This is a genomic window from Flavivirga aquatica (assembly GCF_001747085.1).
Taxonomy (GTDB): domain Bacteria; phylum Bacteroidota; class Bacteroidia; order Flavobacteriales; family Flavobacteriaceae; genus Algibacter_C; species Algibacter_C aquatica.
Map to the genome: position 1 here is coordinate 159,924 of NZ_MDJD01000014.1, position 15,877 is coordinate 175,800.

Annotated in this window: 13 protein-coding genes and 2 pseudogenes; 4 read left to right on the forward strand and 11 right to left on the reverse strand. The window is 32.0% G+C overall.

What is annotated here, in order from left to right:
• Nucleotides 1-115: 115 nt before the first annotated feature.
• Nucleotides 116-1,876, forward strand: coding sequence for an aromatic amino acid hydroxylase (locus A8C32_RS04660; RefSeq protein ID WP_069829285.1), 1,761 nt, complete (start codon nucleotides 116-118; stop codon nucleotides 1,874-1,876).
• Nucleotides 1,877-2,060: 184 nt separating this feature from the next.
• On the opposite strand, the gene A8C32_RS04665 is transcribed toward A8C32_RS04660, so the two are convergent.
• The 5 genes from A8C32_RS04665 to A8C32_RS04685 form a co-directional block, all read right to left on the reverse strand.
• The gene (locus A8C32_RS04665) at nucleotides 2,061-2,813 is read right to left on the reverse strand and encodes an enoyl-CoA hydratase/isomerase family protein (protein ID WP_069829286.1); all 753 of its coding nucleotides are present in this window, start codon (nucleotides 2,811-2,813) and stop codon (nucleotides 2,061-2,063) included.
• Nucleotides 2,814-2,854: 41 nt separating this feature from the next.
• On the reverse strand, nucleotides 2,855-3,469 hold the full coding sequence (locus A8C32_RS04670; RefSeq protein ID WP_069829287.1) for a DUF4230 domain-containing protein: 615 nt from the start codon (nucleotides 3,467-3,469) through the stop codon (nucleotides 2,855-2,857).
• Nucleotides 3,470-3,888: 419 nt separating this feature from the next.
• Nucleotides 3,889-4,884 carry an MBL fold metallo-hydrolase gene (locus A8C32_RS04675; protein WP_069829288.1) on the reverse strand — a complete coding sequence of 332 codons (996 nt, stop codon included), beginning with the start codon at nucleotides 4,882-4,884 and terminating at the stop codon, nucleotides 3,889-3,891.
• A 19-nt stretch (nucleotides 4,885-4,903) separates the two neighbouring features.
• Entirely contained in the window at nucleotides 4,904-5,392 is a 489-nt protein-coding gene (locus A8C32_RS04680; RefSeq protein WP_083253252.1) for a YybH family protein, read from the reverse strand.
• 92 nt (nucleotides 5,393-5,484) lie between these two features.
• Nucleotides 5,485-6,066, reverse strand: coding sequence for a Crp/Fnr family transcriptional regulator (locus tag A8C32_RS04685; protein ID WP_069829289.1), 582 nt, complete (start codon nucleotides 6,064-6,066; stop codon nucleotides 5,485-5,487).
• A 583-nt stretch (nucleotides 6,067-6,649) separates the two neighbouring features.
• Here A8C32_RS04685 and A8C32_RS20530 point away from each other — a divergent pair.
• A complete protein-coding gene (locus A8C32_RS20530; RefSeq protein WP_165605791.1) occupies nucleotides 6,650-6,805 on the forward strand; it encodes a hypothetical protein in 156 nt (51 codons plus the stop codon).
• A 336-nt stretch (nucleotides 6,806-7,141) separates the two neighbouring features.
• On the opposite strand, the gene A8C32_RS04690 is transcribed toward A8C32_RS20530, so the two are convergent.
• Entirely contained in the window at nucleotides 7,142-8,869 is a 1,728-nt protein-coding gene (locus A8C32_RS04690; RefSeq protein WP_069829290.1) for a glycoside hydrolase family 9 protein, read from the reverse strand.
• A 1,022-nt stretch (nucleotides 8,870-9,891) separates the two neighbouring features.
• Between A8C32_RS04690 and A8C32_RS21030 the strand changes: the two are divergent.
• Both A8C32_RS21030 and A8C32_RS04700 read left to right on the forward strand, forming a co-directional pair.
• Nucleotides 9,892-10,389, forward strand: a pseudogene (locus A8C32_RS21030) (phage lytic cycle repressor MrpR family protein); the annotation flags it as partial.
• Nucleotides 10,389-11,537 (forward strand): IS91 family transposase, encoded by a 1,149-nt coding sequence (locus tag A8C32_RS04700; protein WP_069829291.1) that lies wholly within the window; start codon nucleotides 10,389-10,391, stop codon nucleotides 11,535-11,537. The pseudogene A8C32_RS21030 and the gene A8C32_RS04700, both read left to right, overlap by 1 nt.
• A 283-nt stretch (nucleotides 11,538-11,820) precedes the next feature.
• Here A8C32_RS04700 and A8C32_RS04705 read toward each other — a convergent pair whose 3' ends face one another.
• The 5 genes and pseudogenes from A8C32_RS04705 to A8C32_RS21430 form a co-directional block, all read right to left on the reverse strand.
• A complete protein-coding gene (locus tag A8C32_RS04705; RefSeq protein ID WP_069829292.1) occupies nucleotides 11,821-12,138 on the reverse strand; it encodes a type II toxin-antitoxin system RelE/ParE family toxin in 318 nt (105 codons plus the stop codon).
• Nucleotides 12,138-12,368, reverse strand: a complete 231-nt coding sequence (locus A8C32_RS04710) for a hypothetical protein (protein ID WP_069829293.1) — start codon at nucleotides 12,366-12,368, stop codon at nucleotides 12,138-12,140. The genes A8C32_RS04705 and A8C32_RS04710 overlap by 1 nt, the downstream gene beginning before the upstream one ends.
• Before the next feature lie 31 nt (nucleotides 12,369-12,399).
• A complete protein-coding gene (locus A8C32_RS04715) occupies nucleotides 12,400-13,023 on the reverse strand; it encodes a JAB domain-containing protein (RefSeq protein WP_069829294.1) in 624 nt (207 codons plus the stop codon).
• Nucleotides 13,024-13,115: 92 nt separating this feature from the next.
• Nucleotides 13,116-14,162, reverse strand: coding sequence for a DUF2511 domain-containing protein (locus tag A8C32_RS04720; protein ID WP_069829295.1), 1,047 nt, complete (start codon nucleotides 14,160-14,162; stop codon nucleotides 13,116-13,118).
• 91 nt (nucleotides 14,163-14,253) lie between these two features.
• Nucleotides 14,254-15,677: pseudogene (locus A8C32_RS21430) on the reverse strand (IS1182 family transposase).
• Nucleotides 15,678-15,877: the final 200 nt, after the last annotated feature.

The window sequence follows — 15,877 nt, forward strand, 5'->3', positions numbered from 1 at the left end:
TAATTTTTAAACACAAATCACATAACAAGCATATTATTTAATTAAACCACAAAAAATAATCGATTTTATGAATAATTCGTATTTTTACTTAGATTAATTTTATGAAAATACATCCATGTCTAATACTATTGAATCTAACGATATTTTAAAACGTTTGCCCGAGCATTTAAAGCAATTTATAAAACCTCAAAATTATGAGGACTATTCTGCTATTGATCAAGCAGTATGGCGTTACGTGATGCGAAAAAATGTAGATTTTTTAAGTACGGTTGCTCATAAATCTTATTTAGAAGGTCTAAAACAAACAGGAATCTCTATAGATAATATTCCTAATATGTATGGAATGAACCGAATTTTAAAGGGTATTGGTTGGGCAGCAGTTGCAGTAGATGGTTTTATACCTCCTAATGCTTTTATGGAGTTTCAAGCCTATAACATACTCGTTATAGCTAGTGATATTAGACAATTAGAACATATAGAATATACACCAGCTCCAGATATTATTCATGAAGGAGCAGGACACGCTCCTATAATTGCAAACCCCGAATATGCAGAATATTTAAGACGCTTTGGAGAAATTGGTTGCAAAGCCATTTCATCTGCAAAAGATTATGAGCTATACGAAGCTATTAGGCACTTATCTATTATTAAGGAAGCTCCAAACTCTAATGAACAAAATATTGCTTCTGCGGAAAAAAAAGTAGAAGACTTACAACAAAATATAGGAGAGCCTAGTGAAATGGCACTTATTAGAAATTTACATTGGTGGACGGTTGAATATGGCTTGATTGGCTCCATAGAAAACCCAAAAATATACGGCGCTGGTTTATTATCCTCCATAGGTGAAAGTGCTTGGTGTATGACTAATGAAGTTAAAAAACAACCTTATAACATAAAAGCAACCTACAAAAACTTTGATATTACTAAACCACAACCCCAACTATTTGTCACTCCAGATTTCGCGCATTTAAGCTTAATTTTAGAAGAATTTGCTAATACTATGGCTGTTCGCACAGGTGGAATTTCTGGAATCAATAAATTAATACAATCTAATGCATTAGGCTCCATAGAGTTAAGTACAGGTATACAAATTTCTGGAATATTTACGCATGTCATTGAAGCCAATGGAAAGCCTATTTATATACAAACCAAAGGAGAAACAGCTTTAGCTTACAGAGAAAAAGAATTAGTTGGTCATGGCGTAAATAAACATGTAACTGGTTTTGGCTCTCCTATAGGAAAACTTAAAGGGATTAATCTAGCCATTGAAGATATGAGTCCACGAGATTTAGCTGCGTATACTATTTATGAAGAACAAACTACAACGCTTGATTTTGAAGGAGGTATTACGGTTTCTGGAGAAATTATTACAGGAAAACGGAATCTACAAGGAAAAATAATATTAATCAGTTTTAAAAACTGTACTGTTACTCATAATGATACTATTCTATTTAAACCTGAATGGGGCATATATGATATGGCGGTTGGTAAAAATATTGTTTCTGCTTTTTCTGGACCAGCAGACTTAAATAGTTTTAATTTAATAAATCATAAACCCTCGTCTCAAACTATTCAAATAAAAAAAACAAATGAGCAATTAGAACTTGAAATGTTATACCAACAAGTTAGAGATTATAGAACAGACAAAAACAAAACAATTTCCAGAACTAAAGTTTTAGAACAGCTCATTAAAAATCACCCAAACGATTGGTTATTATCAATAGAACTGTATGAATTAGCGCATTTAGGGAATGAAATCGCACTCTGTAAAAATATTCTACAACACTTAGAATCTATAAAACAAAACAGACCAGAAGTAAGTAGATTAATTGATGATGGATTAGCAATTATTAGCCAAAAAACTATGGTAAATTAATTTTTATTTTTGGGATAAATTCACGTCTGTGAATTAAAAATGAGAGCACACTGTAAAACAAATAATACTTGTAAAACTAAGCGCAATCGAAGTTTTTATCTTTTGAATAACAAAGTATTTGGATTGCGCTCAATGTAATGTAGTATTTAAATAAAAAAGTTCCTCTTTGACAGCTTTCATATAACTACCTAAAACGCTTCAATGTGTTTTTAGTAAACTCACTTAATACTAACTCGCCACTAATTGCAGCACGTTCAGATAATAACGTATCCCAATGTGCTGTATCTTTCCAAAAAACCATCTTCATTTGCTTCAAGGCCTCAGGATTATAACTAGATAATTTTTCAGCTAATGCTTTTACTGCCTCATCTAACTCTTCTGTTGTTTCAAAAACTTCAGCATACAGTCCTTTTTCTTTAGCAAACCCCGAAGAGAAAAATGTTTCTGCATCAATAGTCATTTGAGACATCGCTTGCATACCCATCTTTCTTGATACTGCTGGCTCTATTACAAAAGGTCCAATTCCAATACTTAATTCACTTAATCTTATCGAAGCATGTTTTGCTGCCAAACAATAATCTGTAGCTGCTGCTAAACCAACACCTCCACCAACGGTTTTTCCTTGTACTCGACCAATAACAAGTTTTGGACACATACGTATTGCATTAATAACATTAGCAAAACCTAAGAAAAACCGTTTACCAGCTTCTTTATCGTTAATAGACATCACTTCGTTAAAACTAGCTCCTGCACAAAAGGTTCTATTTCCACCACTTCTTAAAACAATAACATTTACAGCATCATTATTTCCTACTTCATTAATTGTTTTCTCTAATTGCGATAGTATATCGCTTGGTATTGAATTTCTGTTTGGATGAAAGAATTCTATATATCCAACTTTATTTTCAATATTTAACGCTACGTAAGGATGTTCCATAAACTAATATATTTTATAAAAAAGGGTTAATATACATAAAACTAAAATTTCGCATCTTGTAAAGTTTCTATTTTATCAATAGGTCTTTCATTATATTGAAGTTTCCAACCTAAAGAATTTGTAAGAATATAAAATTTTGAGAGTTCGCTAATTAATCTATTTTGCGCATTTTTTTTTAAGTCTGAAGCTTCTATTTTTTTAACTAAAGATTTTTTTACAATATTTTTAATATCATTATAATCTTTCGCCTCAAATGGATTAAAAAAATCCGACTGAATATCATAATATTCTAAATCTGGATTAATTTTTATTTCTTCTTTTGGAATATTTATAATATTTAAAGTTTTAGTCGTTTCATCAAGATTGAATTCAATCTTACTCAAATCATACGCAATGGTTACTTCTGCATTTACTACAATTAGCGCTTTTTTTTCTGATGTAAAATATTCTCCTAAAACATCCTTAGAGTTCTTATAATTAAAAACTTCACTAAAATGCCCTTCTGTGACAATTAGCTTTCCAACATTTTTGATTTGCTTTTGAATTAGAGAAGAGCTTTCTTGAAGCACTACTTTATCCTCTCTCTTATCTTCACAATGTTTAAAAGTAAACAAGACAACTAAAGTGATAATTACACCAAATAAAATTTTTCGCATGCACTAATTTATAACTATTTTAGAAATAGTAAGCAGAAACAGATATTAACTTATGATAATATTTAGATTTCCAATTTATTAATAATGTTAGTAAAAAATAAGGTGTTTTCTACATTTAAGAAGATTGATTGCAAAAAAAAACATTAGTTTTCTTCGACATAAGAAGCCTAACTAATGAATCTCTCAACTAAACAGGTCAAAGATAATAAGGTTATTAAAAAGTTACATTAACCTAAGGTTAAACAATTATTAAGCTAAATTATTTTAGAACTCATATACTTGATTTTAATAACTCTTAATTATTGGTGGAGTTATAAATTCATAAAAAAAGCCCTTAAAATCAAGTAAATATCAGTTTTGGTTAGTTTTTTTAGAGGGTTGTGCAACGGTTACCGTTGTTGCAGTTAATCTATTCTAAACTAATCATCCCATCGAACATAATTTAACATCGTCGAAATATGACTTTTTGTAAACACATCGACTCCAGCCAATTGACTAATCCAACGTGATTTAATTTCTTTATAACTATCTTCAATCACTTTGTTTAAGAAGGTATCAAATAATAGGTATTTATTGTTCCAGCCTATTTTTTCTGCTGCTGCACTCATCACTTCCAACATGTTTGTCGAACTATGAATTCGTTTAACTGTTTCATATAAATCATTAACATAGGCTTTATTTAATAAGACATCATCTTTAGTTCCTATTCCTGTCAAATGTCCACCAATAAAGACATCAAAATCATAAGCTAAAATTTGGTCGAACACTTTCAAGTAATTATGGACATTATTACTCAAATCAAGATTTTTAAAAGGAACATAACCAGGTGCCAAAACATCTATTACCATTAAAAATTTATCTTGTGGAACTGATACAAATAAATCTCCTTCATTTGAATGATAATTCATGTGATTGGAAAGATAAATCTGTTTACTTCCTTTTTTTAAAACTAAAGCTCCTTCAAAAGTTCTAGTGGGAATTAATCTTCTAGAATCATTCTTCTCTCTCAAAAAATCAGCTACTCCAGTTTGCGATATGATTTCTAAATCTTTGAGGTTAGATAAATATTGAGAACCACCAATATGATCTGAATGTCCATGTGTATAAACCAATGTTCTAATTGGCTCATTAGTTACTTCTTTAACAGCTTTTTCAATTTTTTGACCAAAACTCTCTGGGGCATCAATTAAAACAACACCATCTGAGGTTACGATTGCTGCAGATTGCCATATTCCATCCGTTAACACATAAATATTTGGTTTAACCTCTTCAATAACATAGCCTTTTTCGTAGCTTACCTTTATAGATTTTTCTAAAGTACTATTTAATACTGGTTCATAGCTCTCTAATGTCTTTTGAGCATACGAACTAATTGATATTGCTACAATTGCTACTATTGTTATTACATTTTTCATTTTTCTAGATTTAGTATTATTATTTAGTTTTGTTAAACATATAGCGTGCTATTTTCCACTTCCCGTTTTCTTTTTCAAAAACAAATAACTCTCTATTTTCTTCTGGAATAGTTTCTCCATTTGTATGAATCAAGGTTGTTCCTTTTGAGCTAGTAACCGCATAGGCCAAGGTGTTTTCGATAGTAATCTCTTCGATATAAAACTCGATGTTCAATTGTATTTGCGAAAACACGAAGTCGTAAGCTCCTTTAATGCTATCTGTTCCTATTGCAGAGGGTGCACCACTTGGCATAAAAATGCCATCTTTAGCGTATAAAGAAGTTGCTTTTTCAGCATCAGACGTGTTTAATGTTTCTTTATAAGCCATTAATAAACTTTTGATTTCTTGTTTTGCTAATTTCTCCATTGTTTGTGTGTTTTTAAGGGTTTTATTATTTGCATTTTCAGATATGTTTTGACAAGAAGCTAATAGCATTGATCCTATTAAAATGATGAAAAGTTTTTTCATAGATTGTCAATATTAATTATTAATACCACAAAGATGAGATGTAATAATAAGGTGTACCTATAAGATACCTTAAGAAAGACGCTTAATGTAGATTAAGATTTTGCTATTTTCTTACGAATAGTACTTAAAAACTCTGGCGTAACGCCAAGGAAAGATGCAATTTGGACGTTTGAAATACGATTGGAGAAATATGGATAACGGTTCATGAAATCAAGATAACGCTCTTCGGCAGTCGAACTAATATTTTGTAAGACACGCTTTTGATAAGAAACCAGAGCATTTTCAGTAAAGACTCTGAATATTCTATTGAATTTGGGATAATTCACAAACAAATCTAGTTGGTCTTGTTTTTTTATTTGAAGTATTACAGAATTTTCAATGGCTTCAATATATAATTTACTTGGCTCTTCAGAATGAAAACTTCCAATATCACCAATCCACCAATTTTCCACTGCAAATTGGATGTTATGTTCTTTTCCATTTTCGTTAACAAAATACATTCTAAAACACCCTTCAACGACAAATGTGTTTAGCATACATATATCGCCTTCTTGAAGAATAATTTGTCTTCGCTTAATTCTACGTTCTTTAAACACTTTTTTTAGAGCATCTATTTCCTCTCTTTTAAGTGGTAAAATATTGGAAAAGTAATTTATGATTGGTTCTATGTTCATTTTTCAGATTACCTACAACGTCTCAATCTCAAATAAAAAGTCGTTTTTAATACTTTTTATTTATTTATTTATTTATTTATTTTTTTTTTTTGTGTGTGTGTGTGTGTGCCAAGCATATACATCTTTTTATTTACCGAAATTAAATAATTAATCTATAGGATGCAAGTCCCTTATGGGCAGGAGTAACGTTTCTAACCATTAATAAAGCCCCAAGGGTGGTAACTTTGAGGTTACATCTGAAGGACACGAGACAACAAAACTTGGTACTGACGAACAGAAATCATATAAAGGAGCATAATTACTTGGGTAAGCAAGCACATCATTGTAACGCCCAAAAAAATACTAAAAGGGTAATTATTAGATGCCATTACCTAGAGAGATCTCTATAATCACGAGTTGGTCATCAAGTAGAGAAGTCAGCAGAAGTCATAGTACTTACTTATTGGAAACGAGTTGTGCCGCAGTAACACATAGGTCTCACGAGTAAGGAAGAACAGAACATTAAATTAGATCTAAATTCGATTAGGGTGCTGAGCTAGCCCAATCTAAGGCAGACAGGAGTTTGGTAAATTATTATAAATCAATGCTACTAAAGGCTATTAGAAGTAATCGTTATTTACCCAAAACAATCTTAGTTGCCCATGTTCATAAAAGTCAAGGAAAATCACGACTTTTAGGAATATTAACAGTAGTAAATAAGATGTCTTCAACAAGCGATAAGCCAGCAATTAATGGTTAAATTTGAGTGTGATTTCACCTCTTTAGCTATGGCTTTCGCCCGAATCAAAATCTTCAAAAGACAATACTACAAGCACAGGCATACATCAACCATGGCTACCAAGATATTCTAGATATCGACTTAGAAGGATTCTTTGATAAAGTATACCATAGTATCCTAATTACAGCTTATTTACAATAAAGATAGATGTTCCAATAACCTTGCGTTTAATCCGGAAATGGCTTCGATCACCTATACTTATAACAGATCCCCACACACACGGTGATGTGAGAGACGTAGTGGCAACCGTTAGACCGTCACCCGTCTACTCTATGTGTACTGGTTTTATTGTGAGGTTTAATAAGTCAAATAAGCTTTTAATCTTGTCAAACCACTTATCCAACCTGCTGGATGATGTATTCCTCCTTCATCTCCAAACACAATTGGTAAGTCAGTTTCTTTAGATGGTTTTTCAAGTCTAAATTGACCATCTGATTCAAAACCGTTTGTAATAGTGCCAACCATGGCATCCCAATCTTCTTTATACCGATTCCCTATACCAACAATCATACTTGCAGAAAAATCTGGAGTGTTTTCATGAAATCCAGAGTGTAATCCAGTTATCCATTGCAAGTTACCTGTTGCTATTTCAATGAATTGTTGGTCATTATACAAATGATAGAACTCCATTGCTAAACCTGCAGCATACCCAAAAATTTTGTTGTGTCCATGATACCAGCCACTCCAGTTTAGTAAGCCTATGCCTTTATAATATCCAGCAGGTAGTATTTTAAATGGATTTTGGTTTGTAGCTGGAACTAAATAATTATAAGCAAAGCTTTTAACTGTCTGATTCCATTTTTTTGAATCCTCATGGTTTGACCACAAGGAACTCATTTCGATAAACGGGATAATATAGTGAGGGAAATGACCTCCCTGATTATATGCTTTGTAATTAGCATTCCATGCTCCACAATGTATATTTGCTTTTTCGGTAAAATCGTAAGAATCGTAAGTATAAAAATGACCATACAAACCATCTTCTGCCCTAGTTTTAGGTACTTGCCTTACCATTATCCTATTCGCATAATTAATAGCATTTTGTTTGTATTCTGTCTTTCCGCATTTGTATAGTTCCACAGAAGCCCACATCATCATTATTAAGTCACGCGTCATCCATTCTTTAGGTGGTTTACGCATTCCATAAGGTGCTCCATGTGTAATTGCAAAATAATTTGTATTATCCCAATGAAGCACAGGCCCATAGGTTGATATCCAATTGTATGCTTTTACCGAACGTTTCAAATATGAATCCGCCAACAATGGATTTTTATTTTTTATCAGACGTGAAATACGTGCTAATATCATAGCTGTTTTCGCTACATTTCCTGTAACTACCTTATAGTTTTCCCTCATTTCATGAATTACGGCACCTTCTTGAAAACCAATTTCTTTTGCTTTGTCTTGGCAGCGTGTAACATAATTAGCCCCTACAATTATTTGTTGGTAGGCTTCTTTTAATTCATGGGTTGATAATTCATTAGCAGTTAATTCGATTACATCGCACAATGCATTTAACATTATTATATGGCTACTAACTTCTTGCAATGGGCTACCACAATCTTTCCAGCCACCTTCAGGTTGATAACTTAAACTATCACGAATCTTTAGGTGAGCGAGGGCTGTTTTATACCATGTTTCGTTCCATAAATGGTTTTTGCTAATTTTAATTGGGAGTTCTTTTTTGCTGCTATAAAAAACTTGCTTCCTTTCTTTTATTATCAAATAATATTCTCCAGTAACATTCCAATCGGTAAAATCAATCTTCCACCAATACTTATTCCATTTTTTTCCCTGCGGTATTATCGTTCCTGAATAAACTTTTTTATCAGTTGAACTTTGTTTTAGGAAAAAAGAAGCTTTGGAGCTTAAAAAAGTAGAGTCTTTATGTTGAATCATTGCAACTTTAGGCAATTCTAAATCATAACCAATCTGTGAATAGGTTAAAACTCTGTAGTCAAAATCATCCTGAGCGTAGATGCTAATTGACAATAATAAAAGTAAAAATGTAATAATCTTATTCATATTTTATTCTATTTGATATTTGTGTAAGCTTCCCCTGATTTAAGACTGTTTAAATTTCTAATTATTATCAAATTTATTATTTTTAATTCTAATAGAGCTAGCTCTATTAGAATTAAGTAGGCCAAAACCAAGCAATGAATTATACACGTTGTACCTGTGCACAACCTATTTCGAAATATAGCTAAATTTTGTATATTAATACATGTAAGGAAATAAAATATATCAAGAAAAATTATTCAGCAGTTTTCAGTTGAGTAATCGAGTTCGAAAAGATAGTTTTTATCGGAGACTATCAAACATTTTAGATTTAGAATTTCTACGTAAAAAACAAAAGTTTATTATGACTTCTATGGACAAAAGAGTATAGATTCTATTTTTTGGATAAGCTAATAGGTGTACGCAGCTTTCTACTTTAGCTTATAATTTAAAGAAATACTTAAAATTCACAAAAAACAAAAGTCTTTAAAATCAAGCAAATATCAGTTTTGGTAAGTTTTTTTAGAGGGTTGTGCAACGGTTACCATTGTTGAACTAATCCTCGTGCCTCGGAAGCTAACCAGTGCATATAAAAATAGTTTAAATTTAGGTACTAAATAAAAATTTAAAAATTATGTATCAAAAAAAAACAAAAGACGATCCTAGAAACGGCTTTAGTTCGTGTTCCAAAATTCGCAATATTAGTTGAGAAACTCACCCTAAGTTTCTCCATAAACGGTAAATCAACAAGTACGTTAACTAATTATTTACGCTGCTTATCTCATTTAGCCATTCATAGTAATACAAGTCCAGAGTTATTGGGTATAGAAGCTATAAACGACTACCTTTTTCATTGCCAAAACCATCATAAAACACCCTCAGAAAGTTTTTTTAAACATACTATTTTTGGTTTACGTGCAGGATACAAGGTTATGGGCATGGAACAAAAACGGATCCAACTCCCCCAAATTCGCAGACAAAAAGATCTTCCCATAGTACTTAATAAGCAATAAACCCTAGCGTTATTAAAAGCACCAAAATTCTTAAAACATCGCTTGATCCTTGGACTGTTATATGGCTGCGGACTCCGAAGCTATGAACTCTGCAATTTATTACAATCTGATGTCGATTTTGAACGAAAAACAGTATTTATAAAGAAGCAAAAAGGAAAAACAGACCGTTACCTCCCCTTAAGCAAGCATCTTATTAGAGGTCTCAAGCTTTACTTAGAAACAGAAAAACCAATACGCTATCTTTTTAACAACCAAGTTACAAAAGCTGGTACCGCGCAGCCTATTACGGTTAGAGCCATCCAATGGCTTATAAAAGAAAGCCGCTCAAAAGTAAATACCCAAAAGAAGTTTACAGCCCATACCTTACGTCATAGTTATGCCACCCATTTACTAGAAGCAGGTTTGAATATCATGAGTTTAAAAGAACTTTTAGGGCATGCACATATAGAAACCACGATAATCTATCTGCATGTTGCCCATACTGGGAGCTCTATAAAGTTCAGTCCTTTAGATACCTTGTTTTCTAAATAATGCTTGCTAAACATACGGTTGCAGAGGTGCTAAATCTAGAAGTATTAGACCTAAAAGACTTAGCCAATACGAGTTGGCATTTAAGGGCACTACATGCTATTAGAAAATGCAGAACCCAAGCCCTTGGCGGACATTTAGATTGGTGTAGAACTTGTGGAAAACTACAGCTTCAATTTAATTCATGTAGAAATAGACATTGCCCAACCTGTCAAGGTCATAAACAACAGCAATGGATAGCTGCAAGAAGACAAGAGTTATTGCCTGTTCCTTATTTTCATGTAGTTTTTACCTTACCAGATCATCTTAATAGCATAGCACTTGCAGATGCAAAAACGCTCTATAATATTTTATTTGATTCTGTTTGGCAGACGCTTTGCTGTTTTGCTAAGAATCCCAAGCACTTAGGAGCAAAAATGGGTATGATTGCCGTCTTACATACTTGGGGACAAAATTTAAGTCTACATCCTCACCTGCATTGCATTGTGTCCAAAGGAGGTGTTACTAAATCAGGGTATTGGAAAAAGGCAAAAGGCAAAGACCATTTTCTTTTTAGTGTGAAGGCTTTAAGTAAAAAGTTCAGAGGCCTTTTTGTCTCTAAACTAAGAAAGCAACTCCCTGGAATTCCGCAGGCATTGTATGATAAATTATTTTCTAAGAAATGGGTGGTTTATGCCAAAGCTCCTTTTGGTAAACCTGAACATGTTATTGAATATTTAGGACGCTACACACATAAAATAGCGATTAGTAATCATAGAATATTAAACATAGATACCACTAATAGAACCGTAACATTTAGTTTAAAAAATTACCGTAATCAAGGTGAGAAAACAACACAAACCTTATCTAAACAGAACTTTATTAAACGTTTTCAAAATCATATTCTACCTAAAGGATTTACAAGAATTCGGCATTACGGATTTTTAAGTAGCAGCTGGAAAAAGGAAAAATTACCAAGACTACAACTCCAATTATTAGATAAAGATCTAGAAACGACAGCTGTATTAACTCATCAAGAGACCTCGTTACATCGACGTTGTAGACATTGTAAAAAAGGGATTTTAATCACCTTACTAACTTTTGATAGTCGTGGACCTCCATTTGATTACAAAAAAATAGCAACACGTAAAATACAGAAATATAAAAATTAAGGCTATGACCATGTGCTCATACAGGATAACTATGGACTAAATTTAAATAATTAGAATAAAATACTGACTTAAAGAAGATTGTGAATGAAAATAGTTTGTAAAATACACGTTTTAATGTCTTAACTAAGTTGCTCTTAGTACTCCTTATGTGATTTCTGCTTTAATAAATACTTTCAAGAAAACGTTTTCCCCCTTATTTAAGTAACGGATCAGTCAACAAGACATATAGCATTGGCCTATCGGCACGCCATATGCTTAGTTATTAGGCACTGGCTTTTAATCTTTATTTCTCTCGTTCAATTTTTGTCGGATTTTGTCGAGTGTCAAAAATATCTGCAATTCTAATCAATTGTTCATTCTCGATAATCGAATAAATAATTTTGTAACTATTGCAAACTAAATATCTGTATGATATTTTTCTATCGGTCAAAGTATTTTCTATTTGTCCAGCAAATGGAGTTTTCTCCAAAATAATAACTTCAGATAAAATTTTTTGAATGATTTTCGTAGCAGTTCTTTTATTTACTTTTTTCGAGTAGTAATCAAAAATTTCATTCAATTGTTGATCTGAAAAATCAGACCAAATAATTTGATATTTCATTATTGATATTTAGCAATTATTTCTGAATGGGTTTTAAAACGACCGTTTTTAAAATCATTTTCAGATTTATCAATTCGGTTGTTTAATTCTTCAATAGACATAGGTTCGAACTCTTTTCCGGAAGACTTTATCTGTTTTTTCAATAACCTTTCGAAGCTAGAAATTACTTCCTCACTTTGAAGTTTTAAAAACTCTTGAACAAATTCTATTTTTCTCGATTGTAAATCCATTTTAATCAGCTTTTTTCAAAGATACGAAAATCTATTTTTTACGAACTCTTAATTTTTCCACTTCCTCAATTGAAAGCCCTGTAGAAGAAGCTATTGTTTCATTGTCAACTCCGTTTCTTTTGAGCTGTTTGGCAATTTCAATTGTATTCTTTTTTTCTGCAATTTCCGAAGCTTCTTTTTTGATACGTTGTTCCAGTACATATTTAGGAACATATTTTGTGCTTGTTTTCAACTCATCTAACAATCCAGAATCGGCAAAACTAAAATAGCTTTTGTCTGTAATAATCAAATGATCTAAAACTTGAGTGTCAACAATAATTCCAACTTGAATTAATCTATCCGAAATATCTTTATCGCCTTCTGATGGTTTTAATTCTCCGCTTGGGTGATTATGACATAAAATTATTTTGACAGCTCTTTTTTGCAATGCAAAGCTGAAAACTTCCATTGGTTCTGCAATAGTTTTATTTACTGAACCTAAACTGATGAGTTCTATAAAAAGAATTCTATTGTTGTTTTCTAATCCAATTACCCAAAAATGTTCTCTATTTTGGTCAATCTTATTTTCTCGAAGTAAAATTTGTTGCATGATTCCGAAAATATCATCGGAATTCAGGATTTTAATTTTCTCTTCTTCTGTCAGTTTTATGTCCATAGCGTAAATGTAAGACTTTTTTCAAAATCGAAGATAGGTATTTTGGGGACTTGTGCCTAACAGCCTAGTATAACCTAAGGGGGTTTATGTTATTATTTTTCGTTTAATTCTAATGCCATATCTATAAATGGACCGATTGATTTTCCTCTAATTGACATTCCTGCATCTGCAACTGAATCTAATTTGTATCTGTCGGATGCAGAACCATTTAAAGCATAGTCAATTCCGTCAATTTCAATAGTACACCAATATTTTTGTCGACACTCAATTATAACTTCTTCTGCATAAAATGGCCATTCTCCATGAAAATCTTTTTTTGATATTTTTTTGAATTTAATATCTGGATTAATTTTTCTATTAAGATTATCTATTGCCGTTCTTTTATGTGTCTTTTTTTCTTTCTGTTTAAATCGTGTTGTTTGTTTTCTGTAATCTATAGTTCCTATTTTATCATCTTTAAGTAATATAAAATCGTAATATACCGGTGAGAATTGTTGAGCTTTTTCTCCTAGTTGTCCAATTGTGAATTGTCTGCTAATTGCACGAACAAATATTTCGAGTTTACTTATAATAAATTGTGTTACGTATGAATGAACTTCCTTTTCATATTCAAAATCAGATAACTTTTCTAATAGATTTGTGTCAGCAAGTACAATATCTGTTTCGTATTTTTCCCAAAGCCTTTTTACATCAATACTTGGTTTGGAGGCAGATGTAATGATATCTAAGTTATGGTATCTGGCGTATTTTCCAAATTCAGAGAGTAGATAGATTAATTCTTTTAAATCGCTGTCTTCTCTTAGGAACTTTTCATCAATTTTGAGGGCAGGTATTTTTCTATTTTCAAAATAATTAGTGAGGATGTTATTTTTAAGTTCATTTAAATCATGACCGTTTCTTCCCCCACATTTTTTTAAATATTTACTGTCAGGATATTCTTTATGGATTTCATAATAGCCCAAGCAAATAAAACATTTCATTAGTCTTTCTAATCCACTTGAAAGTAGCTGAAAAGGCAAATGATAAAAATCATTTATAGAATCTAAATTTTGAAATTCTCCGAAACCAAGTTTAATTAACTTAAATGAAGTTGTTAATTCATCGTGTAGATATAAATCTTTAATTATACTATCTGTCATTTTTGTTTTACGTTTGTGCCTAACGTCAGTTCGTCTAATAACCTCCGTGTTTTTTAATAGTTCGTACTAAAATACTTTTTTTACTACACTATTACATAGCAATTTGCTTTTTTTGATAAAGACTAGAATAAAGAGCTAGAACTCCTAAAAAATCTAATACAGACAACATACAAATATTTATAGCTCTAAAAAGCGTTTGTTTCTTTGTTTTCAGTATGTTCCATATTCTTTTCAGGTTATATGCTATGAACATAAACCCTACATCTGCACTTGCTCTTTGCATTGTTTTTTTAGTTGAGATATAGCTAAAGCCCCATTGTCGTTTTATGGTTCCGTAAGGGTGTTCTACAATAGCTTGTCGTTTTTTATAAGTTTGAGGGTTCTGTAAAACTCTTTTAGCATTCTCTTCTATATATTGCTGGAACTCGCTACGCTGTATCACTTTTCCATTTATTTTAGAAGTAGTACATGATGCTCTCACTGTGCAGGTTCTACACTTATTTGTTTTATATTGTTTAAATCGATAGTTACGCCCTTTATATGTACTACCATTGCTTTTAAGAGTGTTTTTTTGCGGACAAGTATAAGTGTCGTTTTCTTGATTATATTTAAAATGTTCTGAGTTGTAGTTTAGATCGGGCGCCTGTGAAGCCCTGCCTATACCAGGAACGGCCACGAGCGTCTCTATACCTAATTGATTCGCTGTTTTAAATTCACTACCTGTATGATATCCTTTGTCATAGAGTGCTGTAAAGGTGTTTGTTTTTAAAATGGTTTAGCTCTGAGTAGCATCTGTCCCATTGCCTTGGCGTCATTATTATTGGTGACCAGATAATCAAAAGGAATATTGTTTTTTGCATCGACAGTAGACTGAACACAATAAGCAACTTCTGTGATGTTGTTTCTTATAATCAAATGCTTGCTATCTGGATCAGAGGTGGATATTTGTGTTTCTCCAGATTCTTTTAACTGCTCATTAAGTTTTTTATATTGGTTTCTACGGTCTTGGTGTTTATTAATGTCTTTCTTGATTTTCTCTTTTTCGTTTTTACTCTCACTCTGTTCAAGTGCCTTATTATACTATTCGAGTTTGTTATCAATGTAATCTAAGTGGCGTTGTATTTTCTTCTGGTTAAAATTGTTCTTCTTGCTGTTCTGTGCTCTAAACTTAGTACTGTCTCCTGCAATCAAAGTAGCACCAATGAGTCCGAAGTTACGAGCTATCTTTACGGTTTCAAAAAACACTTTTTTGATGGCCTTTGCATTATTCTTTCTAAAATTAGAGATGGTATTGTGATCTGGATCGAGTGATTCGAGTAGCCACATTACTTCAATGTTTCGTCTGGATTCTTTTTCTAATTGTCTAGAAGAATGAATTCGGTTCATATAACCATAGATATAAAGTTTAAGTAACACAGCTGGGTTATAGGCGGGAGGGCCATTTTCTATGAAATCTTCAAGAGAAACGGGAAAAAGGCAGGTTTGTTTTCGGTCTTTTCCAATGATAAATTTCATAATAAAAAGATACAAAAATCACTTGAAATAAACATGAGAACTTCTTTTTTTAATTACTAAAAACGAAAGAAGTTATTAGACAGTCTGACGTTGTTGTATAAGCTTTGTTGCGTTGGTTTAGCAGTAAAGTTACTAAATAATTACCGACCAAGAAAGTCCGCGAGGACTTTCGCAAGTAAGCAAAAAGCCAGCAATAAAGT

Bases quoted from the DNA above. Each gene is read 5' to 3' on its own strand.
- A8C32_RS04660 (WP_069829285.1), top strand. From the start codon at position 116: ATGTCTAATACTATTGAATCTAACGATATTTTAAAACGTTTGCCCGAG.
- A8C32_RS04680 (WP_083253252.1), bottom strand. From the start codon at position 5,392: ATGAAAAAACTTTTCATCATTTTAATAGGATCAATGCTATTAGCTTCT.
- A8C32_RS04690 (WP_069829290.1), bottom strand. From the start codon at position 8,869: ATGAATAAGATTATTACATTTTTACTTTTATTATTGTCAATTAGCATC.
- A8C32_RS04665 (WP_069829286.1), bottom strand. From the start codon at position 2,813: ATGGAACATCCTTACGTAGCGTTAAATATTGAAAATAAAGTTGGATAT.
- A8C32_RS04720 (WP_069829295.1), bottom strand. From the start codon at position 14,162: ATGACAGATAGTATAATTAAAGATTTATATCTACACGATGAATTAACA.
- A8C32_RS04670 (WP_069829287.1), bottom strand. From the start codon at position 3,469: ATGCGAAAAATTTTATTTGGTGTAATTATCACTTTAGTTGTCTTGTTT.
- A8C32_RS04705 (WP_069829292.1), bottom strand. From the start codon at position 12,138: ATGAAATATCAAATTATTTGGTCTGATTTTTCAGATCAACAATTGAAT.
- A8C32_RS04685 (WP_069829289.1), bottom strand. From the start codon at position 6,066: ATGAACATAGAACCAATCATAAATTACTTTTCCAATATTTTACCACTT.
- A8C32_RS20530 (WP_165605791.1), top strand. From the start codon at position 6,650: ATGCTACTAAAGGCTATTAGAAGTAATCGTTATTTACCCAAAACAATC.
- A8C32_RS04710 (WP_069829293.1), bottom strand. From the start codon at position 12,368: ATGGATTTACAATCGAGAAAAATAGAATTTGTTCAAGAGTTTTTAAAA.
- A8C32_RS04675 (WP_069829288.1), bottom strand. From the start codon at position 4,884: ATGAAAAATGTAATAACAATAGTAGCAATTGTAGCAATATCAATTAGT.
- A8C32_RS04715 (WP_069829294.1), bottom strand. From the start codon at position 13,023: ATGGACATAAAACTGACAGAAGAAGAGAAAATTAAAATCCTGAATTCC.
- A8C32_RS04700 (WP_069829291.1), top strand. From the start codon at position 10,389: ATGCTTGCTAAACATACGGTTGCAGAGGTGCTAAATCTAGAAGTATTA.